General features: G+C 61.2%; 23 protein-coding genes and 1 pseudogene. 16 read left to right on the top strand and 8 right to left on the bottom strand.

The window, feature by feature from the left end; genetic code table 11:
• Nucleotide 1: 1 nt before the first annotated feature.
• Together nirD and AC2444_RS08255 are read left to right on the top strand one after the other, a co-directional pair.
• Nucleotides 2–337, top strand: a complete 336-nt coding sequence (gene nirD / locus AC2444_RS08260; protein ID WP_041935510.1) for a nitrite reductase small subunit NirD — start codon at nucleotides 2–4, stop codon at nucleotides 335–337.
• Nucleotides 338–2,995 carry a nitrate reductase gene (locus AC2444_RS08255; protein WP_012757186.1) on the top strand — a complete coding sequence of 886 codons (2,658 nt, stop codon included), beginning with the start codon at nucleotides 338–340 and terminating at the stop codon, nucleotides 2,993–2,995.
• A gap of 29 nt (nucleotides 2,996–3,024) precedes the next feature.
• On the opposite strand, the gene AC2444_RS08250 is transcribed toward AC2444_RS08255, so the two are convergent.
• Both AC2444_RS08250 and AC2444_RS08245 read right to left on the bottom strand, forming a co-directional pair.
• Entirely contained in the window at nucleotides 3,025–3,702 is a 678-nt protein-coding gene (locus AC2444_RS08250) for an HAD family hydrolase (RefSeq protein WP_017993725.1), read from the bottom strand.
• A gap of 116 nt (nucleotides 3,703–3,818) precedes the next feature.
• Nucleotides 3,819–4,136 (bottom strand): hypothetical protein, encoded by a 318-nt coding sequence (locus tag AC2444_RS08245; RefSeq protein WP_012757184.1) that lies wholly within the window; start codon nucleotides 4,134–4,136, stop codon nucleotides 3,819–3,821.
• Nucleotides 4,137–4,346: 210 nt separating this feature from the next.
• On the opposite strand from AC2444_RS08245, the gene AC2444_RS08240 reads away from it, so the two are divergent.
• From AC2444_RS08240 to AC2444_RS08220, 5 genes are all read left to right on the top strand, one after another.
• Complete coding sequence (locus AC2444_RS08240; protein ID WP_012757183.1) at nucleotides 4,347–4,673, top strand: hypothetical protein; 327 nt, start codon at nucleotides 4,347–4,349, stop codon at nucleotides 4,671–4,673.
• Nucleotides 4,674–4,935: 262 nt separating this feature from the next.
• Complete coding sequence (locus tag AC2444_RS08235; protein ID WP_012757182.1) at nucleotides 4,936–6,384, top strand: cryptochrome/photolyase family protein; 1,449 nt, start codon at nucleotides 4,936–4,938, stop codon at nucleotides 6,382–6,384.
• Nucleotides 6,381–7,712 carry an NAD(P)/FAD-dependent oxidoreductase gene (locus AC2444_RS08230; RefSeq protein ID WP_012757181.1) on the top strand — a complete coding sequence of 444 codons (1,332 nt, stop codon included), beginning with the start codon at nucleotides 6,381–6,383 and terminating at the stop codon, nucleotides 7,710–7,712. The genes AC2444_RS08235 and AC2444_RS08230 overlap by 4 nt, the downstream gene beginning before the upstream one ends.
• Complete coding sequence (locus tag AC2444_RS08225; RefSeq protein WP_012757180.1) at nucleotides 7,709–8,560, top strand: DUF1365 domain-containing protein; 852 nt, start codon at nucleotides 7,709–7,711, stop codon at nucleotides 8,558–8,560. Before AC2444_RS08230 ends, AC2444_RS08225 begins: the two co-directional genes overlap by 4 nt.
• A gap of 97 nt (nucleotides 8,561–8,657) precedes the next feature.
• Entirely contained in the window at nucleotides 8,658–9,917 is a 1,260-nt protein-coding gene (locus tag AC2444_RS08220; RefSeq protein WP_012757179.1) for an SAM-dependent methyltransferase, read from the top strand.
• Here the strand turns inward: AC2444_RS08220 and AC2444_RS08215 are convergent, their stop codons facing one another.
• Nucleotides 9,918–10,751, bottom strand: a complete 834-nt coding sequence (locus AC2444_RS08215) for an SDR family NAD(P)-dependent oxidoreductase (RefSeq protein ID WP_012757178.1) — start codon at nucleotides 10,749–10,751, stop codon at nucleotides 9,918–9,920.
• 98 nt (nucleotides 10,752–10,849) lie between these two features.
• Nucleotides 10,850–11,509 (bottom strand): ChrR family anti-sigma-E factor, encoded by a 660-nt coding sequence (locus AC2444_RS08210; protein WP_017993720.1) that lies wholly within the window; start codon nucleotides 11,507–11,509, stop codon nucleotides 10,850–10,852.
• A gap of 226 nt (nucleotides 11,510–11,735) precedes the next feature.
• Here AC2444_RS08210 and AC2444_RS08205 point away from each other — a divergent pair, with 226 nt between their 5' ends.
• Genes AC2444_RS08205 through AC2444_RS08190 form a run of 4 tightly spaced genes read left to right on the top strand, consistent with a single transcriptional unit; the run spans nucleotide 11,736 to nucleotide 14,971 of the window.
• A complete protein-coding gene (locus AC2444_RS08205) occupies nucleotides 11,736–12,773 on the top strand; it encodes a cysteine synthase A (RefSeq protein ID WP_012757176.1) in 1,038 nt (345 codons plus the stop codon).
• Nucleotides 12,774–12,779: 6 nt separating this feature from the next.
• Nucleotides 12,780–13,517 carry an alanyl-tRNA editing protein gene (locus AC2444_RS08200; RefSeq protein ID WP_012757175.1) on the top strand — a complete coding sequence of 246 codons (738 nt, stop codon included), beginning with the start codon at nucleotides 12,780–12,782 and terminating at the stop codon, nucleotides 13,515–13,517.
• An 18-nt stretch (nucleotides 13,518–13,535) separates the two neighbouring features.
• On the top strand, nucleotides 13,536–14,405 hold the full coding sequence (gene sseA, locus AC2444_RS08195; protein ID WP_012757174.1) for a 3-mercaptopyruvate sulfurtransferase: 870 nt from the start codon (nucleotides 13,536–13,538) through the stop codon (nucleotides 14,403–14,405).
• Nucleotides 14,406–14,410: 5 nt separating this feature from the next.
• Nucleotides 14,411–14,971, top strand: coding sequence for a GNAT family N-acetyltransferase (locus AC2444_RS08190; RefSeq protein ID WP_012757173.1), 561 nt, complete (start codon nucleotides 14,411–14,413; stop codon nucleotides 14,969–14,971).
• A 31-nt stretch (nucleotides 14,972–15,002) separates the two neighbouring features.
• On the opposite strand, the gene AC2444_RS08185 is transcribed toward AC2444_RS08190, so the two are convergent.
• Complete coding sequence (locus AC2444_RS08185; protein WP_003558735.1) at nucleotides 15,003–15,170, bottom strand: hypothetical protein; 168 nt, start codon at nucleotides 15,168–15,170, stop codon at nucleotides 15,003–15,005.
• 80 nt (nucleotides 15,171–15,250) lie between these two features.
• A pseudogene (locus AC2444_RS08180) lies at nucleotides 15,251–16,078 on the bottom strand (class I SAM-dependent methyltransferase).
• 392 nt (nucleotides 16,079–16,470) lie between these two features.
• Here AC2444_RS08180 and AC2444_RS08175 point away from each other — a divergent pair.
• Nucleotides 16,471–16,974, top strand: coding sequence for a DUF1203 domain-containing protein (locus AC2444_RS08175; RefSeq protein ID WP_012757171.1), 504 nt, complete (start codon nucleotides 16,471–16,473; stop codon nucleotides 16,972–16,974).
• Nucleotides 16,975–16,990: 16 nt separating this feature from the next.
• Here AC2444_RS08175 and ald read toward each other — a convergent pair whose 3' ends face one another.
• Nucleotides 16,991–18,109, bottom strand: a complete 1,119-nt coding sequence (ald, locus tag AC2444_RS08170) for an alanine dehydrogenase (RefSeq protein ID WP_003558729.1) — start codon at nucleotides 18,107–18,109, stop codon at nucleotides 16,991–16,993.
• 156 nt (nucleotides 18,110–18,265) lie between these two features.
• Between ald and AC2444_RS08165 the strand changes: the two genes are divergently transcribed.
• From AC2444_RS08165 to AC2444_RS08150, 4 genes are all read left to right on the top strand, one after another.
• Entirely contained in the window at nucleotides 18,266–18,727 is a 462-nt protein-coding gene (locus tag AC2444_RS08165) for an Lrp/AsnC family transcriptional regulator (protein WP_012757170.1), read from the top strand.
• Nucleotides 18,728–18,906: 179 nt separating this feature from the next.
• On the top strand, nucleotides 18,907–19,788 hold the full coding sequence (locus AC2444_RS08160; RefSeq protein ID WP_012757169.1) for a DMT family transporter: 882 nt from the start codon (nucleotides 18,907–18,909) through the stop codon (nucleotides 19,786–19,788).
• Nucleotides 19,789–19,872: 84 nt separating this feature from the next.
• The gene (locus AC2444_RS08155) at nucleotides 19,873–20,277 is read left to right on the top strand and encodes a PilZ domain-containing protein (protein WP_012757168.1); all 405 of its coding nucleotides are present in this window, start codon (nucleotides 19,873–19,875) and stop codon (nucleotides 20,275–20,277) included.
• Nucleotides 20,278–20,531: 254 nt separating this feature from the next.
• The gene (locus tag AC2444_RS08150) at nucleotides 20,532–22,520 is read left to right on the top strand and encodes a bifunctional 2',3'-cyclic-nucleotide 2'-phosphodiesterase/3'-nucleotidase (RefSeq protein WP_012757166.1); all 1,989 of its coding nucleotides are present in this window, start codon (nucleotides 20,532–20,534) and stop codon (nucleotides 22,518–22,520) included.
• A gap of 42 nt (nucleotides 22,521–22,562) precedes the next feature.
• On the opposite strand, the gene AC2444_RS08145 is transcribed toward AC2444_RS08150, so the two are convergent.
• Nucleotides 22,563–23,531, bottom strand: a complete 969-nt coding sequence (locus AC2444_RS08145; RefSeq protein WP_012757165.1) for a LysR family transcriptional regulator — start codon at nucleotides 23,529–23,531, stop codon at nucleotides 22,563–22,565.
• Nucleotides 23,532–23,614: the final 83 nt, after the last annotated feature.

Below are 23,614 nucleotides of genomic sequence, written 5' to 3'. Positions count from 1 at the left end.
GATGGACATGAAATGGATCGCAATCGGTGACATCTCCGACATCCCGCTGCGCGGCGCGCGTTGCGTGAAGACACCGCAGGGCAAGATCGCCGTCTTCCGCACCGCCGAAAACGAAGTCTTCGCCATCGAGGATCATTGCCCGCACAAGGGCGGCCCGCTCTCCCAGGGCATCGTCCACGCTAAGTCAGTCACCTGCCCGCTGCACAACTGGGTGATCTCGCTGGAAACCGGCAAGGCGCTCGGCGCCGACGAAGGCGAGGTCCGGACGATATCGGTGCTGAACGAAGACGGCAGGCTGTTCATCGCCCTGGAAAGCCTGATGATGGCGGCGGAATAGATGGCTGCTGAGGTCAAGACCACCTGTCCCTATTGCGGTGTCGGCTGCGGCGTTGTCGCCACGGTCGATGAGGCAGGCGCAGTCAGCGTGAAAGGAGATCCGGAACATCCATCGAATTTCGGCCGGCTCTGCTCGAAGGGTTCAGCCCTTGCCGAAACCATCGATCTCGATGGCCGGCTTCTCCATCCCGAGATCGAAGGCAAACAGAGCGGCTGGGACGAGGCGCTTGATCTGGTCGCCCGCCGCTTTTCAGAAACGATCGCCGAACACGGGCCTGACGCCGTTGCCTTCTACGTCTCGGGCCAGTTGCTGACCGAGGATTATTATGTTGCCAACAAGCTGATGAAGGGCTTCATCGGCTCCGGCAATATCGACACCAATTCAAGGCTCTGCATGTCGTCTTCCGTAGCGGGGCATCGCCGCGCCTTCGGCGCCGATACGGTGCCCGGGACCTATGAGGATATCGAACTTGCGGATCTGGTGATCCTGACCGGCTCCAACCTTGCCTGGTGTCATCCCGTCATCTACCAGCGGCTTGCCGCCGCAAAGACGGCGCGGCCAAACATGCGGATCGTCGTCATCGATCCGCGCCGGACGATGACCTGCGACATCGCCGACTTGCATCTCGCCATCCGTCCTGATGGCGACGTTGCACTGTTCATGGGGCTGCTTGCCCATCTCGTGACAAGTCCGGCAATCGACCAGAATTATATCGGCGCCCATACCGAAGGTTTCGGCGACGCTTTTGCGGCCGCCGCCGCGCTTGATATCAACGATCTCCTGGAACGGACCGGCCTGCCCGCCATGCAGATCAGGGAGTTCTTCCGCCTGTTCGAGACGACGCCGAAGGTCGTGACCTGCTACAGCCAGGGCGTCAACCAATCCTCCTCCGGCACCGACAAGGTCAATGCGATCCTCAACTGCCACCTGGCGACCGGCCGCATCGGCCGCCCCGGCATGGGACCGTTTTCGCTGACCGGACAGCCGAACGCCATGGGCGGGCGCGAGGTCGGCGGTCTCGCCAATATGCTTGCCGCCCATATGGCAATCGAGAATGCCGAAGACCGGGATCGCGTGCAGCGCTTCTGGAACTCGCCCGTCATCGCAGCAAAGCCCGGCCTGAAGGCAGTCGACATGTTCCAAGCCGTAGCCGACGGACGCATCAAGGCGCTGTGGATCATGGCGACCAATCCCGTCGTCTCGATGCCGGATGCCGATAGCGTCGAAAGCGCGATCGCCGCCTGTCCTTTCGTCGTCGTGTCGGACATCCTGAAAGAGACGGATACGACCCGGCACGCAGATGTGCTTTTGCCCTCGCTCGGCTGGGGCGAGAAGGATGGCACCGTCACCAATTCCGAACGGCGCATTTCAAGGCAACGGCCGTTTCTCGACATCCCCGGCGATGCAAGGGCCGACTGGTGGCAACTTGCGGAGGTCGGACGCCGCATGGGATTTGCCGCCGCCTTCGATTTTGATGCGCCGGACGCAATCTTTGCGGAGCACGCCGCGCTTTCCGCCTTCGAAAATAACGGCAGCCGCGATTTCGATATCGGCGCGCGCGCAGGCATAAACGGCAGCGCCTATGACGAGCTGTCGCCCTTCCAGTGGCCGCAGGCGGCAGGGACAGAACCCAGCATCACCCGCTTCTTCGCCGAGGGTGGTTTCTTCCATCCTGATGGCAAGGCGCGCTTCGTCGCGGTCAAACCGCCCGCAACCGATCGCACCAATGCCGAGTACCCCTTCACGCTAAATACCGGACGCATCCGCGACCAGTGGCACACGATGACCCGAACCGGAAAGAGTGCGCGGCTTTCCGCCCATATCGCCGAACCCTTTGCCGAGATCCATCCGCGCGACGCGATCGAGACCGGCATATCAAGCGCGGGCCTGGTCGAGATCGACAGCCCGCACGGCAAGGCAATCGTCAGGGCGCTGGTCACCGATCGCCAGGCACGCGGCGGCATCTTTGCGCCGATGCACTGGAACGACCAGTTTGCTGCAAAAGCGCGGATCGACGCGGTGGTCGCGCCGATAACCGATCCCGTTTCCGGTCAGCCGGCGTCGAAGAACGTTGCCGTCGCCGTCCGGCCCTTCCGCGCCACCCATTACGGTTTCGCCGTCTCTGCCACAAAACCCGCCGCGCCTGATGCCGCCTATTGGGCGCTGGCGAAAGCCGCCGGCGGCTGGCGGCTGGAGCTTGCCTTCGGCGAAACCGTCGAAGACTGGACGGCCTGGTGCCGCGCGGTTTTCGCCATTCCGGCCGAGATCGAACCGCTTGGTTATGCCGACCGGCAATCCGGCGACCTCAGGCTCGCCTTCTTCGACGGCGAGGTCCTGCTTGCGGCGCTGTTTCTGGCACGCGAGCCCGTCGCCGTCGCGCGCAACTGGGCGATCTCGCAGCTTTCAGCCTCGCATGGCGACCTCAGGAAACGCTTTGCGCTCGTTGCGGGTCGTCCGGGAGCAGGCAGGCCAGATCCGGGCGCCACCGTCTGCTCCTGCTTCAGTGTCGGGGTCAACCAGATCGCGGCTGCCGTGCGCGGCGGATGTCACAGCGTCGAGGCGGTCGGCAAGGAAACCAGCGCTGGAACCAATTGCGGCTCCTGCCGCAGCGAAATCGGCAGCATCATCGATCGCTGTCTTGCCGCAGCCGCGGAGTGAACCGCGCAGAAGCAAGCAGGGGAGCACTGTCAGGCCGCGTTCGGGACGATCAGCATCCTGTGATCGGAGGAGATGCGGACCGAGATCTCGTCATAGGATGAAAGCGTCGGGTGCGGCGTCTCCATCTTTTGGTGATGTGTTGCCGTGATGACCATGACATCGGCCCCCGCCGCCTCGCCGGCGGTAATGCCGGCTGCGACATCTTCGAACACCAGGCAATCCTGGGTACTGACGCCGAGGCGCTCGGCGCCCAGAATATAACATTGCGGGTCTGGTTTTCCGACCTTCACGTCCTCCGCCGTCACCATGAATCTCGGCACCGGCAGACCTGCTGCCTCCAGTCGCCGGTGAGCGAGGCGCAATGGCGAGGAGGTGACGATCGCCCAGCGATCCGGGGGCAATGAACTCAGAAAGGTCGCGGCGCCGGAAATGGCAACGACGTCGCCGACATCGACGATTTCGGCTTCGGTCACCAGCTTCGATTCATGTTCGGGATCGACTCCCGGCAGGTTCAGCCGGGTGATCGTGTCAATGCCGCGCGACCCATGCATCTTCGGCAAAAAGGTGGCGACATCGAGCCCATGGCGCCTTGCCCAGTCACTCCAAACACGCTCGGCCGCATGGATCGAATTGAGGATGGTGCCGTCCATATCGAACAGGAAGGCGGCATAGGGCTTCTCGAAGCCACGGGGCATCGGCATAGACAAAAGGCTGAATCCTTCAGGGAAAGAGTCGGACGGTGGTCGCTATCGCGATGAAACGGCAAATCATTGGGTTTTGCAAGCTTTCGGGGATGGCGGTGACGCCTCCCGACCGCCTTCACCTAAAAAGCCGCCGTACCGGAGGTCACGATCAAGTCGCAGGAAAGCCGCAGGCCGATCGGGTCGTGGCAGAGGTCGTCGGCACCATCGGCGAGTTCCAGTGCGGCCGAAACATCGGCGCGCAGGTAGGCTTGCGTCGCCGGATCGACGCGCATCGGAGCGGCGGTCCAGAGTGAGGGACGGCTGACGTCGATTGCCGAAATTTTAGCCTTGTCATTCCTGACGGCGTAGGAGGCGACCGCCATGCCACTCAGCGTCAAGGTGAGTGCAAGTACGATCTGGAGACCGAGATCTGCGGCTTCGCGAAAGGAGATGAACATAGCGGCCTCATGCCACGGTTTTTTAGTATCTCCGCATGCAAGTAGGGCATGCGCCGGCGCCGATCCAGCGACATCGCCCGTTAAGGTTTACGCATAACCATGCCGTACAGGCCGCGCGTGAATGCAGGTTTTTAGCAAATTTCGGAACAATGATTCCATCAGGCAGTTACCCCAGGGTCATCCAAGATGAAAATCCAAGGAGGATATCCCATGTCTAGATCCCTTATTGCCGCTTCGCTGCTCGCGATCGGCATGGCGTCGTCGGCTTTTGCCCAGTCTAACCCGAGTCCCATCGGGCCAACGAATGGCGGCTCGACCGATCCCGGTTCCGGCACCTATTCATCCGACTACACCAACGATGACAACGGCATTCGTCCGGTACCCGCCTCGCCGGTCGATCCGACGACGACACAGAGCATCGGCCGACCGCAGACGATGGAATGCCCCGGCATGCCGCAACAGATGTCCGGCGTCGACACGCGCGGCGGTCAGAGCGGCGCATCGATCAGCGAAGCCTGCCGCGAATACGACAACTAAAGCGCGTCGCGATCTTTCAGATTCGCTTGTCGCGCTTTACGTCTTTGTTTTTACGCATGTCGTTGTCGCAAAACCGCTGCACACTTTTGCGCGACATGCTTTAAGCGACAGACTCCCGCTCTCAGAAAAAGGCCGGTTCACACCGGCCTTTTTCATGCCGCCGACAGCCGTGAAAGCTTTTTTCCACCGGATGAAACTTTTGATCCGGGCGTTCCGTACATGCGTAGCGGGTTGAAAAGAACACAAGCGGGGAACGGCTTCATTGGCAAAGGACGCGGCAAAACCGGTCATCCTCTGGTTTCGCAAGGACCTGCGCCTTGACGACAATCAGGCACTCACCGCCGCCCATCGCTCCGGGCGGCCGATCATCCCGCTCTATATTAGAGAACCGGCGGCAGCAGGCACCGGTCCGCTGGGTGCTGCACAGGCCTGGTGGCTGCATCATTCACTGGAAGCGCTCAACAGGTCGCTGCAAAAGCTGAATGGACGGTTGGTGTTGGCAAGCGGCGAGGCGCTCGAAGTGCTTTGCGCCTTTATCAAGGAAAGCGCTGCCGAAGCCGTCTTCTGGAACCGGCGCTACGATCCAGCCGGAATCTCCATCGACGCCCGTATCAAGCACGAACTGGAAAAGCAGGCGATCGAGGCAAGAAGCTTTGGCGGCCAGCTGCTGCACGAACCTTCCCGGCTGATGACCGGCAACGGCACGCCCTATCGCGTCTACACGCCATTCTGGCGCGCGCTGGAGGGCGGCGGCGAACCGGAGCCGCCGCTGGACGCGCCGGCAAAACTGCGGCTTGCGTCGCAACCGAAATCAGAAGTGCTGGGGAGCTGGAAGCTGCTCCCGACGAAGCCGGACTGGGCAGGCGATTTCGTTGATCTCTGGACACCCGGCGAAGAGGGTGCCCAGCAGAGACTCCACGTCTTCGTTGAAGACGCGCTCGAGGGCTACAAGGAAAACCGAGACTATCCAGCGAGGCCGGCGACGTCGATGCTGTCGCCGCATCTGGCGCTGGGCGAGATATCCCCTGCCCGCATCTGGGATGCCACACGCGGCCTGTCGCAACGCGTGCCGGCGGCTGACATCGTGCATTTTCGCGAGGAGATCGCCTGGCGCGAATTTTCCTATCACCTGCTTTTCCATTTCCCGCGTCTTGCCTCTGCCAACTGGAACGATCGTTTCGACGGCTTCGAATGGCGCAACAACAGCGGAGATTTCGAGGCGTGGCGCCGCGGCATGACCGGCTATCCGATCGTCGATGCCGGCATGCGCCAGCTCTGGCGCCATGGCTGGATGCACAATCGCGTGCGCATGATCGTCGCCTCCTTCCTCATCAAGGATCTGATGATCGACTGGCGCCGGGGCGAGGCCTGGTTTCGGGATACGCTCGTTGATGCCGATCCCGCCAACAATGCCGCAAGCTGGCAATGGGTGGCGGGCTCGGGAGCCGATGCCTCGCCATTTTTCCGCATCTTCAATCCGGTGCTGCAGGGCGAAAAGTTCGATCCCGACGGCGACTATGTCAGGACCTACGTGCCGGAGCTTCGAGAACTCGGGCCAAAATACATCCACCGGCCGTTCGAGGCGCCGAAGAGCATGCTCGACGAGGCCGGCATCACGCTTGGCCAAACCTATCCGAAACCGATCGTCGATCACGCGAGCGCCCGCAACCGGGCGCTTGCCGCCTACAAAGCAATAAGGGATGCCGCATGAACGCGCACTTCTGTCCCGCTCCCCGCCGGCTGAGGATCGCCGTCATCGGCTCTGGCATCTCGGGCGCCTCCGCAGCCTGGGCACTGTGTCAGGTGCATGACGTTACGCTGTACGAAAGCCAGGCGCGGGCGGGAGGCCATACGGCGACGGTGGACGTGGAATACGACGGGGTTCAGATTGCGGTCGATACCGGCTTCATCGTCTATAACGAACAGAATTACCCCAATCTGACGGCGCTCTTTGCCGAACTCGGCATCGCGACGCATGCAAGCGATATGAGCTTTTCGCTCTCGCTCGACCGCGGCAGACTGGAATGGAGCGGCGGCGGGCTGTCCTCAGTCTTTGCGCAAAAGCGCAACCTGCTGCGGCCCTCGTTCTTGTGGATGATCCGCGAGATCCTCCGCTTCAACCGCACCTGCCTCGAAGATCGCACCGCCGGTCATCTCGCCTCGCGCTCGATCGGCGATTATCTCGACTGGCGCGGCTTCTCGCCCGGTTTCACCAACAACTATCTCGTGCCGATGGCGGCGGCGATCTGGTCGACACCATCAGCCCGCATGCTGCAGTTTCCCGCCGAGCAGTTCGTCAATTTCTTCGATAATCACCGGCTGATCTACCGCCGGCAGCACCAGTGGCGCACAGTGACCGGCGGCAGCCGCACCTATCTCGACCGGCTGCTTCAGCCGCTCGGCGAACGCGTGAGACTTTCCTGCGGCGTGCGCGGGGTCATCCGCTCCGAACGCGGCGTCACGATCATCGACGAAACGGGCGGCGAACACCCGTTCGACAAGGTGATCTTCGCCTGCCACAGCGATCAGACAGCCCGCTTGCTTGTCGATGCCACCGATCGGGAAAGCAGGCTGCTCGCCGCCATCCCCTATCAGCCGAACCGCGTCGTCCTGCACCGCGACCAGTCGCTAATGCCGCAGCGACGCAAGGTTTGGGCCTCATGGAATTATCTCCGTTCCAGCCGTGAAGATGGAAAGGCCGACGTCGCCGTGACTTACTGGATGAACCGGCTGCAAGGCATCGACAACAGATTCCCGCTGTTCGTGACCCTCAATCCCGACCGCGAGCCGGACCCCCATAAGATGTTTGCCGAATTCACCTACGAACATCCGCAGTTCTCGGCGGACGCCATGGCTGCGCAACAGGCGCTTGTCACCATTCAGGGACAGAACAATTGCTATTTCGCCGGTGCCTGGACGGGATACGGATTTCACGAGGATGGACTGGTTTCCGGTCTGGCGGCGGCAGAAGCCTTGGGCGGGATCATACCCTGGCGGACGGCCCGAACCTGGGAACCTCAACCGGACGTGGCGGCATGACAGAGCTCGGCGAAAAGCGTGGCATGAACGCGGTGGCCAACGGCCCTCCACCGGATGCCGCCGCAGGTCTCTATGTCGGCGAGATCATGCATCAACGCATGAAACCCTTCGGCCATCGCTTCCGCTACCGTGTCTTCTCGCTGCTTGTCGATCTCGACAGGCTGGACGAGGCTGGCCGGCTATCGATGCTGTTTTCCGTCAACGGGCGCAATCTCGTCTCGTTCCAGGAAAAGGACCACGCCGAAACCAGAAATACGTCGCTGCGCGCCTATGCCGACCGGCTGCTCGCCGAGGCGGGGCTCGACCGCGCCGACAGGATCCTGCTTGTCTGTTATCCCCGCATTCTCGGCTATGTCTTCAATCCGCTTTCCGTCTATCACGCCTATGATGCCGCTGGCGCAGTCATCGCGATGATCTACGAGGTGCGCAATACTTTCGGCGAGCGGCACAGCTATGTCTGTCCCGTCGGCCGTGGCGAGATGTCGGAAAGCGGGCTTCGCCAGAGCTGCGACAAGCTCTTTCACGTCTCGCCCTTTATCGGCATGGCGGCGCGCTATCATTTCCGCATGCTGCCGCCCGGTAAAGAGATCCGCTGGCGCATCCTTGAAACAGATAGTGAAGGACCGCTGCTCTCGGCGACATTTTCCGGACGGCAGGTGCCTTTGACAAACGCTTCGCTGCTGGGCTTGACGGCGCGCATACCCATCCTCACTTTCAAGATCATGACCGGAATTCATTGGGAAGCACTCAAATTGTGGCTGAAGGGCGCGCGGTATGTCAGGCGTCCTGCGCCCCCACCTGAAGTCAGCGTCCGCCAAACCCGCCCGCTTGCGGAAGCGGCGGAATGACATTAGCGTTCGATGCAATGGCCGGGGGGCGGCTGCGTGTATCATCAAGGGTGGCTTCGTCCCTAACCGGCAGGAAAATGCTGGAGGAGGAAGAGAAATGAGCAAGGCGCAGGACTGGAATCTGCTGGCTCGTGATGCTGTGACGCTGACGGCCGAAAACATGTCCCGCATGGTGAAGGGTCTGCCCTTCAAGGCAAAGCTGGCGCTGCGCGGACTTCTGCATATGCAGCACGGTTCGCTTGCCGTTACCCTTCCCGACGGCCGCAGGCTGCTGGTCGAGGGCAAGAAGGCCGGGCCAAAGGCGGCGCTCAGCCTCCACAACTGGAACCTTGCCTATCGAGCGCTGACGAGCGGCACGATCGGGGTCGCCGAAACCTATATGGACGGCGATTGGGACAGCCCTGATATCGCCGCCTTCCTCGAACTCTTCCTCGTCAACGGCGAGGCCGTATACAGCTATGCGCATGGCAAGGGCGGTCTTGGCCGCCTGTTCGAGCGCGTCCGCCATTGGATGAACACCAACACCAAGACGGGCTCGAAGCGCAACATTTCCGCTCATTACGATCTCGGCAACGATTTCTACAGGGAATGGCTCGATCCGAGCATGACCTATTCTTCTGCACTCTATTCGACCGGCGCCAACGATCTGCAATCGGCCCAGAACGCCAAATACCGGGCGCTTGCCGAGGCGACCGGCATCGGGCCCGGCGATCATGTGCTGGAGATCGGCTGCGGCTGGGGCGGGTTTGCCGAATTTGCGGCGAGTGAGCTGAACTGCAAGGTGACGGGGCTGACGATCAGCCGCGAGCAGCTCGCCTTTGCCGAGGAGCGCATTCGCAAAGCCGGCCTCGATGACCGCGTGGAATTCCGCTTTCAGGATTACCGCGATGAGGCAGGGCTCTACGACCGGATCGTCTCGATCGAGATGTTCGAAGCGGTCGGCGAGAAATACTGGCCGTCCTATTTCTCCAAGCTCAGGCAATGTCTGAAGCCGGGCGGGAAGGCTGGGCTGCAGATCATCACGATCAAGGACGAGTCCTTCGACCAGTATCGCAGCAACCCCGACTTCATCCAGAAATATGTCTTTCCCGGCGGTATGCTGCCGACGCGCAATCATCTGGCCGAACTTGCCGGCAAGGTCGACCTGTCGCTGGTCAAGGACTTCGGCTTCGGGCTCGATTACGCCCGCACGCTGGCCGAATGGCGCGAGCGTTTCTGGTCGGTCTGGGAACGCATCCGCCCGATGGGCTTCGACGAGCGTTTCAAGCGGCTCTGGGAATTCTATCTGTTTTATTGCGAGGCCGGCTTCCGTGCCCGCAATATAGATGTGCGCCAAGTCGTGTTCGCGCGCCGTTGATCATTCCGCCGCATGCGGTGTCACCGGGTGGCGACCAGCCGATGGCGGTCGCTCCCGCCAGCCGGTCACGCGGTTCACCAGCGTGAAATAAGCGCTGTAGGGGAGCAAGCGCGCGAGCTTCAGCATGGTGGTGAAGCGCTTCGGAAACGTGATCTCGAAGGCCTGCGATTTCAACCCGGCGGCAATCTCCCGGGCGGCCTCCTCGACCGATACCAGCGACGGCATCGGAAAGGCATTCTTCCTCGTTGCCGGCGTATCGACAAAGCCCGGGCAGACGAGCTGGATGCGGATGCCCATCTTGTCGAGATCGAATTTCAGGCTTTCGGCCATATTGATCAGCGCCGCCTTGGTAGCACCATAGGCAGCCCCCGTCGGCAGGCCGCCATAACCGGTGACGGAGGAAACGATGGCAATTTGTCCCTGCCCCTTCGCCTTCATATGGCGGATCGCCGGCAGCAGACAGTTGACGACGCCGGAGAGGTTGACGGCAAAGCTCTTCTCGAAATCGGTGCGATTCAGATCCTCGGCATGGACAGGCAGGTAGACGCCGGCATTGAGGATCGCCATGGCGAGCGTGCCGTGCTCATATTCGATGGAGGCCATGACATGTTCCATGTCCTCGGCATCGGTGACGTCGCCGTCGAGCACAATGATACTGCCCGAGAGGCCATTGGCTTCGGCTTGCAGTTCGACAAGCTTTTCGTGGCTTCTGGCCGTGACGGCGACCTTGTATCCTTCGCCGACGAGCCTCAGTGCAAGCGCCCGGCCGATGCCTGAGCTCGCGCCCGAAATCCAGACGATTCCATGTTCGGGATGGGCAATGAAGTCACGCATGACATGTTCCTCCGGGCTGCCTGATCAATGCGAAAACAGGTCCGGAAGTTCCTCAACCCCGCCGGATTTACGGCTCTATCACACCATTGTGGCTGCTTTCAGCCGATCAAGTCGCCGATCATCTGACGAAAGGATCCGGTGAGCTTGACCGGTCCATCCGAGACGGCAAAGGCGATGCAAGGCCTGTCCTTTTCGGCTACCGGCCGGTGGTCGACCGTCTCGTCGGCAATGGAGATGTCGCCGGGACCGAAACGGCCGCGTTCATCGTTGAAGGCGCCGTCGAGAATGAGGATCAGTTCCATGCCTTTGTGGGTGTGCGCCGGCAAGGCTCGGCCCGGCCGGATCCACATCAGGCTGACCTCGCAGCCGTCCATGTCGAGCGAATATTCCCTGAAACCGGGCAACCGCCGACGCCAGCGAACGTCCTCGGCCTCGAAGCCCAAGAGATTGCGCAACGCTTGGGGAAACAGCGCGTTCTCCGGCCGCGCGGCCGTCTGCGGCGCCGTGACGGGAGACGCAGAGGAAAAGATCGCCGCAAGCCGCCCGTCGCGATCGGCAATGGCGACTTCAGGCGCGTTTTCCAGAGCTTCGCCGGCCAGCAGCTCGAGGCTGTTCACCAGGCTGCGATTATCCGGTTTCATTTCGAGATGAGACTGCACCAACACACGCGCCGGCTCGGGCAAGGAGCCGGCAACATAATGCGCCATCAATGCATCGATCGTGTCGATCTGCTCGTGAACCATGTCGGTTTTGGTCACGCCCTGTTGCCGCGCTCCGTTTTCGCTTTGTCGTCATCCGTACGGGGAAAGTCAATCTTCGGATCACCTCTCACACCGCTGGATTGCCAGCCATGCGTCATTTCGGGGGAGGAAAGCCAAATTTTATCGCGTCCGACAGAGGTGTGGAATAGCTTTTCTTGCCAACTCAGCCTTGTGAAGGGAAAAGACCGTTCCTAAAGTAAGAGTTCGAATAGAGGCAGATTCCATGACCTTCCACCCCTCCGTCCTTGAAGCCATCGGCAACACGCCCCTAATCAAACTCAAGGGCGCCTCAGAGGTGACCGGCTGTACCATTCTTGGCAAGGCGGAGTTCCTGAACCCCGGCCAGTCGGTGAAGGATCGGGCCGCGCTCTACATCATCCGCGACGCAGAGCGGAAGGGATTGCTTCGTCCGGGCGGCGTCATCGTCGAGGGTACGGCCGGCAATACCGGCATCGGGCTGACGCTGGTCGCCAAGGCGCTCGGTTATCGTACCGTCATCGTCATCCCGGAAACGCAGAGCCAGGAAAAGAAAGACGCGCTGAAGCTGCTCGGCGCCGAACTCGTCGAAGTACCCGCCGTTGCCTACAAGAACCCGAACAACTACGTGAAGGTGTCCGGGCGGCTGGCAGAGCAACTGGCGAAGACCGAGCCGAACGGGGCAATCTGGGCAAACCAGTTCGACAACGTCGCCAACCGTCAGGCGCATATCGAAACAACCGCCAAGGAAATCTGGAAAGACACCGACGGCAAGGTCGACGGCTTTGTCTGCTCGGTCGGCTCCGGTGGCACGCTGGCAGGTGTGGCGGCCGGCCTCAAGGCTTTCAGGTCTGCCGTCAAGATCGGCATCGCCGATCCCGATGGCGCTGCTCTCTATGAATTCTACCAGAACGGCGCGCTGAAATCCGAGGGATCCTCGATCACCGAGGGCATTGGCCAGGGCCGCATCACCGCCAATCTCGAGGGTTTCACGCCTGACTATGCCTATCGGATCTCGGATGCCGAAGCGCTTCCCTATCTCTTCGACCTTGTCGAGAACGAGGGCCTCTGCCTTGGCGGCTCGACGGCGATCAACATTGCCGGCGCGGTCAATCTCGCCCGGGACCTTGGACCTGGTCACACGGTGGTGACGATCCTCTGCGATTACGGCAACCGCTATCAGTCCAAGCTCTTCAACCCGGACTTCCTCACCTCGAAGGGGCTGCCCGTTCCGGGCTGGATGGCCAAGTCGCCCGATATCCACGTTCCCTACGAGCCCGTGTGAGACCCCATGTCCGTCAATGCCCTCTATCGTGACGACTTCTATCTCTCGACGTGCGATGCGGTCGTCACCGCCGTTCACGAAGACGGGGGCATCGAACTGGACCAGACCTGCTTCTATGCGACATCAGGTGGCCAGCCTGGTGACACCGGAGAGCTCGAACGCGCCGACGGCAGCAAGATCGCGCTCGGCCAGACGAAGCATGGTCCAAGCAAAGATGTCATCATCCATGTGCCGCTCGAAGGTGCGCCGCGGCCCGTGGTCGGCGAGACGCTGGTGCTGCATGTCGACTGGCCGCGCCGCTACAGGCTGATGCGCATGCACACGGCCTGCCACCTGCTTTCCGTCGTCTGCTCCTATCCGATCACCGGGGCTGCCGTCGGCGAAGAGGAAAGCCGCGTCGATTTCGACATGATCGAGACGATCGACAAGGACGCGGTGACGGTCAAGCTGATGCAATTGGTCGAGCAGAATCATCCGGTCACTCTGCAATGGATCACCGACGAGGAGCTTGTGGCCAATCCCGATATCGTCAAATCGAAGAACGTGCGCCCACCGATGGGGCTCGGGCGCGTCAGCCTCGTCTGCATCGGCGAGAACTCCTCGATTGACAGCCAACCCTGCGGCGGCACACATGTCTCCGAGACTCAGGAAGTCGGCCGGATCCATATCGCCAAAATCGAGAAGAAGGGCAAAGAGAACCGGCGCTTCCGCATCCGCTTCGGCACGCCCGGCGACGAAGCCTGACCATCAAGGGAGACCATCATGAGTGAGACCAAGAGCCGTTTCGTCGTTTCGGCCGACTGGCTGCAGTCCGAGCTCGGCAAAGCTGACCTTCGGGTGCTGGACGCCTCCTTCTATCTGCCGGCGCAGAAGCGCGATGCCGATGCCGAATATGCTGCCGGCCATATTCCCGGCGCCATCCGCTTCGATCAGGACAAGATCGCCGACCATTCGACATCGCTGCCGCACACGATCCCCTCGCCCGATTATTTCGCCGCCGAAGTCGGCCGGCTCGGCATCAGCGAGAATGATCGGATCGTCGTCTATGACGGTATCGGTCTGTTCGCCTCGCCCCGCGTCTGGTGGCTTTTCCGGGTGATGGGCGCGAAAAACGTCTTCGTGCTCGATGGCGGTCTCGACGGCTGGAAGGCCGAGGGCCGTCCGCTGGAAACCGCAGCACCCAATCCTGCGTCGGCGACCTTCACGCCCAATTTCGATGAAAGCCGCGTGGTGACGCTCGATAGGATGCGCGACATCGTCTCCAGCGGCGCGATGCAGATCGCCGATGCCCGCAGCGCCGGCCGCTTCGCAGCCGCCGAGCCCGAACCGCGCGCCGGCATGCGCTCCGGCCATATGCCCGGCGCCCGCAGCCTGCCCTCCGGTGTCTTCGCCAGTCAGGGCCGTTTCAAGTCGCTGCCCGAACTCAGGCAGACGATCGAGGATGCCGGCATTGATCTTTCAAAACCCGTCGTCACCTCCTGCGGCTCGGGAATCACCGCCGCGATCATCACGCTGGCGCTGGAATCGCTCGGCCATCACGACAACAAGCTTTATGATGGCTCGTGGAGCGAATGGGGCAGCCGTGACGATACACCCATCGTTACCGGTCCGCCGACGCCGGTCAAAGCCTGATCGCCATGGGAAAGGCACCCGCTTCGCTGAAAGCTCACATCACCCGGCTCGAAATGACGGCGCCGCCAAAGGCAAGCATGCCGGTGCCCGTCAATATCCAGACGGCGATCATGCGCGCTCCCGAGATCCCGCTGCCCTTCTACCGCTATCTCTACCGGCAGGTGGGTGCCCGCTGGCAATGGGTGGATCGGTTGCGCATGAGCGACGAGCAGCTTGCCGAGACGCTGAACGACAAGCGCAACAATATCAGCGTTCTCTACGTGAACGGCGCGCCCGCCGGCTTCTACGAATATTTCTGCGAAGACGAGGATATGATCGAGCTCAGCCATTTCGGCCTGATCGAACATGCGCTCGGTCTCGGCATCGGCAAGTGGTTCCTGCTGCAGGCGCTCTATGCCATCTGGTCGCTCAATCCGAAGCGGGTCACCACCACCACCAACAACCTCGACCATCCGCGCGCGCTGCAGCTCTACCAGATGTACGGCTTCTCCCCCGTCTCGACCGGCACCGGCATCGTCCGGCCGCTCAGCGACAAGGAGCTTCTGGAGATTGCGCGGAAAAGCTGACGGCTTCTTTCCCTGACGTAGCCAGAGGCAACTAACGCTGCGTCAGGCTGTTCGGGCGGCGTGGGTCGTTGCGGCGCTCGAAATCGAGCGTGCGGCCCGACTGCTCCTTCAGTTCCGCCACTTCCCGGCGCAGAGCCCTGAGCTCTTCCAGTATTTCCGCATTCTGTTGCGCCAGCAGCGCGAGATCGATGTCGGGCAAGGGCTTCTCCTTTTCGTCATGCAGTTTTGCGGAATTCGATAGCAAATGCCAGCAATGTCGGCTTGACCCAAAGCCGACATTCACGCTGAGCGGAAATCACATAACGCACGAGGGACTGTCGCCGTACCGGCGGCCGCTGATCAGCCATGCGCGCGAATCGAATTGAATTCCGTGGGGTGTCTGGTGCGCCTCCAGCATGTCGAGCAGCCCCGCGCCCGTATTTCGGCTGTCGCGACGGAACGATCGAGGGCGTTCTTCACATTTTCAAATGTCTGAATCGTCGCCAATGCAGTCTCGGGATCTGGACCGTAGAACACAGGCTCGTTGATTTCACGAAACTCGATGGTAGCGAACCCTGCCGTTTCGAGCAGTCCAGACGTAACCGAGGGTTCGCTCAGCGAAAAGGCTTTGCTGGCCGCAACCGGACCGGTTGAATCCGGGTCAAGCGCCTCATGTATGGCGGTCGCCCACTCATTGCGGTCTCTGTCCTGCCAGACCATGAAAATGAAACGCCCACCCGGGCGTACGGCGTTGGCGATGTTGGCGAAAGCCACCGCCGGATCGGCGAAGAACATGACGCCAAATCGACTGATGCAAAGGTCGAATTCCCCTTTTGCGAAGTGGTAGTTCTGTGCATCCGCCACTTCGAACGTCGCATTGGGTAATCCCTCCTCGGCGCTGCGCCGGCGGGCAATCTCCAGCATCGTGACGGACAGGTCTATTCCGTGCGCTCGTCCTGCTTCAGCAGCGCGCGCGGCGTCACGTGTGGTTTGTCCGGCGCCGCAACCGATATCGAGAACACGATCAGACCGCCCCACCGCGGCGGCGACCCGAAAATGCGCGTTATGGAGAGCAAGCTCGGCATCATAGAAGTCCGCGAAGTTCAATGCTGCTTCTTCAGCCATCATCTGTCCCTCCAAACCGAAATTCGTGAGGCCGCCAGCCAGCGCACCCTCTCAAAACCGAACAGCGGCCCGACCCTGTGCCACCCGATCGTGTACCACGGTATGAAGACGCCAGACATACCCGGCGCAGCGACGAGAGACACGATCGAGCCGACGAGCAGCGAGAAGAAAGCTGGTCCATGACAGGCGTCGACCCGCTTGGGGGCGACCCGTGGTGACCCGCTTTTGGCGCACTCCCGCAGTGTCTGAGGTTACGCGGAGGGTGGAAGCGTGCGCTTTGAGGACGAAGCATATTCCGCGTTTCACTCGATCGCCCAATGCCTGCGGCGCGCAAGAATCGGGTGGCTTGCGCGCTCGTCGAGGTGCATTTCATGGCAATACAAAGGAGATCTATCGTGACCGCCATTCGTTTTGTTGCCATGCCGACGACCGACGCCGAACACCTCTGGAACGGCGGCCGCGACGCCTATGACAGGCTGCCCGAGACGATCGTTTCCGATGGTCCCGGTCATCCCTGCCGCCATTGCCTTGAAAATATCGATGCGGGCGAGGCGTTGCTGGTCTTCGCCTATCGGCCCTTCCCCGAACTGCAGCCCTATGCCGAAACCGGCCCGGTCTTCCTGCACAAGCAGCCTTGTGCACGCTATGCCGCCGAAGAGATCATGCCGCCGGTGCTGACGACGAGCCGCGACTTCATCGTCCGCGGCTATAGTGAAAACGACCGCATCGTCTACGGCACCGGCGCGGTGACCGCTATCGGCGATATTCCAGCCTATGGCGAAGAGCTGCTGGGACGATCTGGTATCGCCTATGTGCATGTGCGCTCAGCGCGCAACAACTGCTTCCAATGCCGGATCGACAAAGTAAAGGCGCCGGCCCTGGTGGAGGCCGGCGCCTGACCTTGAGTCAGCAAGCTTACGCTACGTTCAGTACGCTCTCCGGCGCAAAGGCTTCGTAGCCCAGCGCGTCGGCGACGGGCTTGCTGGTAATGCGGCCCTTGTGCACGTTGAGGCCGTTCCTCAGGTGCTTGTCTTCGGCAATAGCGCGCAGGCCGCGATCGGCAAGCGCCAGGCCATGAACCAATGTGGCATTGTTCAGCGCGTGCGCCGAGGTGACCGGCACGGCGCCCGGCATGTTGGCGACGCAATAATGCACGACGCCGTCGACTTCATAGGTCGGATCGGAATGGGTCGTCGCATGCGAGGTCTCGAAGCAGCCGCCCTGGTCGATGGCGACGTCGACGATGACGGAGCCCTTCTTCATGCCGGAGAGCATCTCGCGGGTGACGAGCTTCGGAGCGGCAGCGCCGGGAATCAGCACGGCGCCGATAATGAGATCGGCCGAGAAGACTTCCTCCTCCAGCGCCTGGATGCTGGAATAACGGGTGTGGATGCGGCCGGCGAAGATATCGTCAAGCTGGCGCAAGCGCGGCAGCGACTTGTCGAGGATGCTGACATCGGCGCCGAGGCCGGCGGCCATCCTGGCGGCATGCAGGCCGACAACGCCGCCGCCGATGACCGCGACCTTGGCCGGCAGCACACCAGGTACGCCGCCGAGCAGGACGCCGAGGCCACCATTGGCCTTCTGCAGCGCGGTCGCCCCTGCCTGGATCGACAGGCGTCCGGCGACCTCCGACATCGGCGCCAGCAACGGCAGACCGCCGCGCTCGTCGGTCACCGTCTCATAGGCGATCGCGGTAACGCCGGAGGCGATGAGACCCTTGGTCTGTTCAGGATCCGGCGCCAGATGCAGATAGGTGTAGAGAAGCTGGCCGTCACGGAGCTGCGCCCATTCGGCGGGCTGCGGCTCCTTCACCTTGACGATCATATCGCACTTTTCGAAGATATCCTTGGCGGAGGCGGCGATCTTGGCGCCAGCCGCGGCATAGGCGGCATCATCAGCGCCGATACCGACGCCTGCCTTGGTCTCCACCCAGACATCGTGGCCGTGGGCAACATATTCTCGCACCGAAGCCGGCGTCAGACCGACGCGATATTCATGATTCTTGATTTCCTTCGGGCAACCGACACGCATGCGCGTTCCTCTCATTTTATCTCCGCGGCCGCGGATTTTTTCAGATGAGGAATCCAACCATCAAGACAGTGAAATGTCCTTGCAAAGACGATTTGCGAAGACGCGATTTTTCGGCGATTATTGCATTTATCCTATCTTTTTTCGAAGGTTCTTCGAATGGCCGATCTCGACACCATCGATCTTGCGATTCTCGGGGCATTGCAGGCCAATGCCCGCATGACCAATGCCGAGCTTGCCGAAAGGATCGGACTGTCGCCTTCGGCCTGTTCGCGCCGGCTCGACATCTTGGAAAGAAGCGGCGTCATCGGCGGCTACCACGCGCGGCTTTCACACAAGGCGCTCGACTACAAGATGATCGCCATCGTGCATATCTCGCTCTCCGGCCAGTTCGCCAAGACACTGGCGGAATTCGAGGCAGCGGTGAAGCTCTGCCCGAACGTGCTCGTCTGCTACCTGATGTCGGGCGAATACGATTACATCCTCAGGGTCGCCGCCCGTGATCTCGAGGACTATGAGCGCATCCACCGCGACTGGCTGTCGGCCCTTCCCCATGTCGTCAAGATCAATTCCAGCTTCGCTCTCAGAGAAATCATCGACAAGCCGAATGTCGGCCTTTGAGGCCTTGCATCTTTGCCGAAAGCCTGCCCAGACTTTCGGCGCGCGCGGGCGCTTCCCCACTACAGCGCTGCGCGTCTTTTCAGACGCGCAGAGGACGCTGTAACACTTTGGACTTCTGCATAATTTCACTCTTAAATCGGAATCGATTTAAGGGTGAAATTATGCAGTAATGGCAAGTCATGACATCGAAGACCCAAGGCTATATCTTCGTTCTGCTGGCGCTCACCATCTTTTCACTGCAGGACGCCATCTCGAAACATCTGGCGACGGCCTATCCGCCGATCTTCGTGACGATGATCCGCTATTGGGCCTTTGCGCTTTTCACGATCATCCTCGCGTCGAAGATGCGCGGCGGTATCAAGGCGACGGCCCGCACCAAACGCCCCTTCCTGCAGGTGACGCGCGGCGTTCTGCTTGCAGTTCAGGTGGTTCTGGCCATCACCTGCTTTGCCGTGATCGGCCTTGCCCGTTCACAGGCGATCTTTTCCGCGACGCCGATCCTGATCGCGCTGCTGGCGATGCCGATCCTCGGCGAGCGGGTCGGGTGGCGGCGGTGGGCAGCGATCGGCGCCGGACTGTTCGGAGTGCTGCTGATCCTGAAGCCGGAAGGCGAATTTTTCGACCTTAAGCTGCTTCTCGCCGTCCTTTCCTGCTTCAACTTCGCCTTCTACGTTATCGCCACCCGCTTGGTCAGCCGCGACGATTCGTCGATGACCAGCTTCTTCTATACCGGCGTCGTCGGTGGCGTTACGATGACGCTGGTCGGACCGTTCTACTGGAGCTGGATGTCGCCGGGCGATTGGGGCTGGATGGCGCTCGTCTGCGTCACCAGCATTTCCAGCCATTATTTCCTGATCCGCGCCTATGATATTCTCGATGCCGCCGCCGTCCAGCCGCTGACCTATCTGTCACTTGTCTACGCCTCTGTCATCGGCATGGTGATCTACGATGAAACGCTCAGTCTCAATATGATCGCTGGCTCGATCATCGTGGTTGCCGCCGGGATCTTCACGGTCTGGCGCGAACATGTGGTGGGACGCAGGGCCGCTGCTGCCAATTGACGTTTCACTGCAATTTTAGCCAAGCCCCTAAAACCATTTCAATTTTCCGGCGCTATGCTCCCTGGCTATATCAAGGGAGACAGTATGACCCGCAACTTGAAAATCACGGCTCGAAAGGCCGACCGAAAAAACTGCCGCGTGTTCGGCCATGTCAAATATCTGAACAGCCAGGTGGATGCCCGCATCCTCAACCTATCGCCAACCGGTGCCGCCCTGGAGATGAAGGGGCCGCTCCATGCCGCCTCCGGCAGCAAGGTGCGCATCGAGGCCGAAAACCTCGGGCTGCTCGAAGGCATCATCCGCTGGAAGCATAATGGCCGCGTCGGCATCCAGTTCGACGTGAATTCGAATGCGCGGGCGCAGATCTCCTCCTATTTCCGCTTTTTCCATAAGGAGATGCGGCCGGTGCTGGCGGTGCGTCCGCTGGTTAGAACCGCCGTCAACGTCGAGCGGACGCCTCACTTAACAACATCGGCACCAAACTCGTAAGGTGCCCGGCCTTTGCGCCGAAGGAGCGGCTGAGATCGCTCCAGCAACTGCGGTTGACACCGACGCCGAGGGTGACCGCGCCTTGCGTCTGTGGCAGCCTGGCGCTGAGGGACTGCACCATAAATTGCATTTCGGAGCGATGACGCTTTTCCGGCGGATTGTTTTGACGTCCTGTCATTTTCGCAGTGTACTCCTCGCCAAATCGTCCTAATTCTGACGGGCCGGACGATGCATGATCCTGAAGGAGAGTTTCCATGTCTTCCATTTTCGATGTTGGCGTAATGAGCCGCCGTTCCCTGCTCGGCGGCCTCGCCGCCACTTCCGCCCTGGTGCTGCTGCATCCTTTCAGCGCGCGCGCCAGCGCCAACCAGGCGCATCTGAGGCTGATGGAAACGACTGACATTCATGTCAATGTCTTCCCCTATGACTATTATGCCGACAAGCCGAACGACACGATGGGCCTGTCGCGCACCGGGACGATCATCGACGGCATCCGCGCCGAGGCCGTCAACTCACTGCTGATCGACAATGGCGACGTGCTGCAGGGCAATCCGATGGGTGATTACATGGCCTATCAGCACGGCATGAAGGACGGCGACGTCCATCCGGTGATCAAGGCGATGAACACGCTCGGCTATACTGTGGGCACGCTCGGCAATCACGAGTTCAACTACGGCCTCGACTTCATGTTCAAGGTACTATCAGGCGCAAACTTCCCCTTCGTCTGCGCCAACCTGACCAAGGGCCAGCTCGCCTCGGACCCGAAGCAGGACAATCTCTTCTTCAAGCCCTACATCATCGTCGAAAAGCAGATCAAGGACGGCGCCGGCAATGAGAGCCCCGTCAAGATCGGTTTCATCGGCTTCGTGCCGCCGCAGATCATGCTCTGGGACATCAAGAACCTCGAAGGCAAGGCGCAGACGCGCGACATCGTCGAGGCCGCCAAGGCCTGGGTTCCCGCCATGAAGGAAGCCGGCGCCGATATCGTCATTGCGCTCTCGCATTCCGGCATCGATGGCAGCGCACCGTCTGACAAGATGGAAAACGCCTCGCTGCATCTCGCCGCCGTCGATGGGATCGACGCGATCTTCACCGGCCACCAGCATCTCGTCTTCCCCGGCCCGAAGAGCTGGGACAGCGTCGCCAATGCCGACCCCGTCAAGGGCACGCTGCATGGCAAGCCCGCCGTGATGGCTGGTTTCTGGGGCTCACATCTCGGCCTTATCGACCTGCTACTCGAGAAAGACGGCAATAGCTGGAAGATCGTCGATTTCACCTCGGAAGCACGGCCGATCTATCATCGCGACGACAAGAAGAAAGTGGTTGCCGACTACGCCGACAAGAAGGACGTGGTCGAGGCCGCCAAGGCCGAGCACGAGGCGACACTTGCCTATGTCCGGACCCCGGTCGGCAAGACGTCCGCACCGCTCTATTCGTACTTCGCGCTGGTCGCTGACGATCCCTCCGTGCAGGTCGTCAGCCAAGCCCAGACCTGGTACATCAAGCAGATGCTCGCCGACACCGCGTTCAAGGACCTGCCGGTGCTTTCGGCGGCGGCCCCCTTCAAGGCCGGCGGCCGCGGCGGCGCCGATTACTATACCGATGTTCCGGCCGGCGATATCGCCATCAAGAACGTCGCCGACCTCTATCTCTACCCAAACACGGTGCAGGCTGTCGCCATCACCGGCGCCCAGGTGAAGAACTGGCTCGAAATGTCGGCCGGCATGTTCAATCACATCAAGGCTGGCTCGAAGGATACAGCACTGCTCAACAACGATTTTCCGTCCTACAATTTCGACGTGATCGACGGCGTCACCTACCAGATCGACCTGTCGCAGCCGCCGAAGTATGATTCATCAGGCAAGCCGATCAATCCGGACTCCAACCGCATCCAGAACCTCGCCTTCAAAGGCAAGCCGATCGATCCGGCCCAGAAGTTCGTCGTCGTCTCGAACAACTACCGCGCCGGTGGCGGCGGCAATTTCCCTGAGATCACCGCGGACAAGGTGATCTTCCAGGCGCCTGATACCAACCGCGACGTCATCGTACGCTATGTCCATGATCAGGGCACGATCAATCCGTCGGCCGACGCAAACTGGACCTTCAAGCCGCTTCCGGGCACGACCGCGACCTTTGAAAGCGGCCCGAAGGCAAAGCAGTTCCTCACCGAGGTCAAAAGCGTCAAGATCGAGGATGCCGGCGAAGGGGCCGACGGTTTCTCGAAGTTCAGGCTGGTTCTTTAGGCCGAAGAGGATGCCGGCGAAGGCGCGCCCGCCGCGCCTTCGTCATTCGGCCGCGAGCGGTGTCGCGGGTTCCTGGAGTTCCGCCATCTGAGCATGGAAATCGGCCTGGTTCGGGCAATGGGAAAGCCGCGTGCGGAACGCGTCGATCATCCAGGTGGCGGCAGGTCCGGGCGGGTTGGCGAGCTGGCGCACCGAATATATCGGATACTCCCCCTGTTCGTAGGCATCCAGATCGAGATGGACGAGCGTGCCGCTGACGAGATCGCCATGAATCACGGAAGCCGGAAGGCCGCCCCAGCCAAGGCCGGCCTTGATGAGCTGGTGCTTCGTCGCGATATCGCTGACACGCCATGTCTTGTAGGAGAGAACGTTGAAATCGCGCCCCTTCGTCCGGCCCGACGCATCGGTGACGACAAGCTGCACTTCCTCGCGGACGTCGCCAAGCGTCAGCGGCCGGCCGATCCCGGCAAGCGGATGGTTGCGCGCGGCAACCGGCAACATGAAGGAATGACCGATCCGCTCCGTGACGATCGAATCGTCCTGCTGGACGACCGCGCCACCAATCCCGATCGTCGCCTTGCCGCTGAGGACGAGATCCATGACCATTCCGAGCTCGCCGACATTGAGGCTCAACGAAACGGATGGAAACATCTCGCGGAATTCGTGGAGTACATCCACCAGGGCTCGTGAAGGCACCATGACACTGATGGCGACGGATACCTCCGCTTCGAGCCCTTCCCTCAGGCTCTTGACGCGCGCCCGCATGACTTGCAGGTCGCCCAGAATGCGCCGCGCATCCTCCAGCATCGCCTTGCCCGCCTCCGTCAGCTTCGGCTGGCGGGCGCCGGAGCGCTCGAAAAGCGGCACTTCAAGCTGTGCCTCCAGATTGCCGATCGTATAGCTGACGACCGACTGCGCACGGTTCAGCGCCCGCGAAGCGGCCGAGAAGCTGCCGGTCTCGGCAACGGTCAAAAACACCTGTAATTGGTCCAGAGTCGGGTTCGGCAGCATCTTCTATCCATTCCATCGATAGTTTCGATCGACATTATCACCGTTTTTTCGATAGCAGGCCAGATCTATTTTCCTCATCGAGA

This window comes from Rhizobium sp. WSM1328 (assembly GCF_057653715.1).
This window is presented reverse-complemented; position numbering and strand designations above follow the sequence as displayed.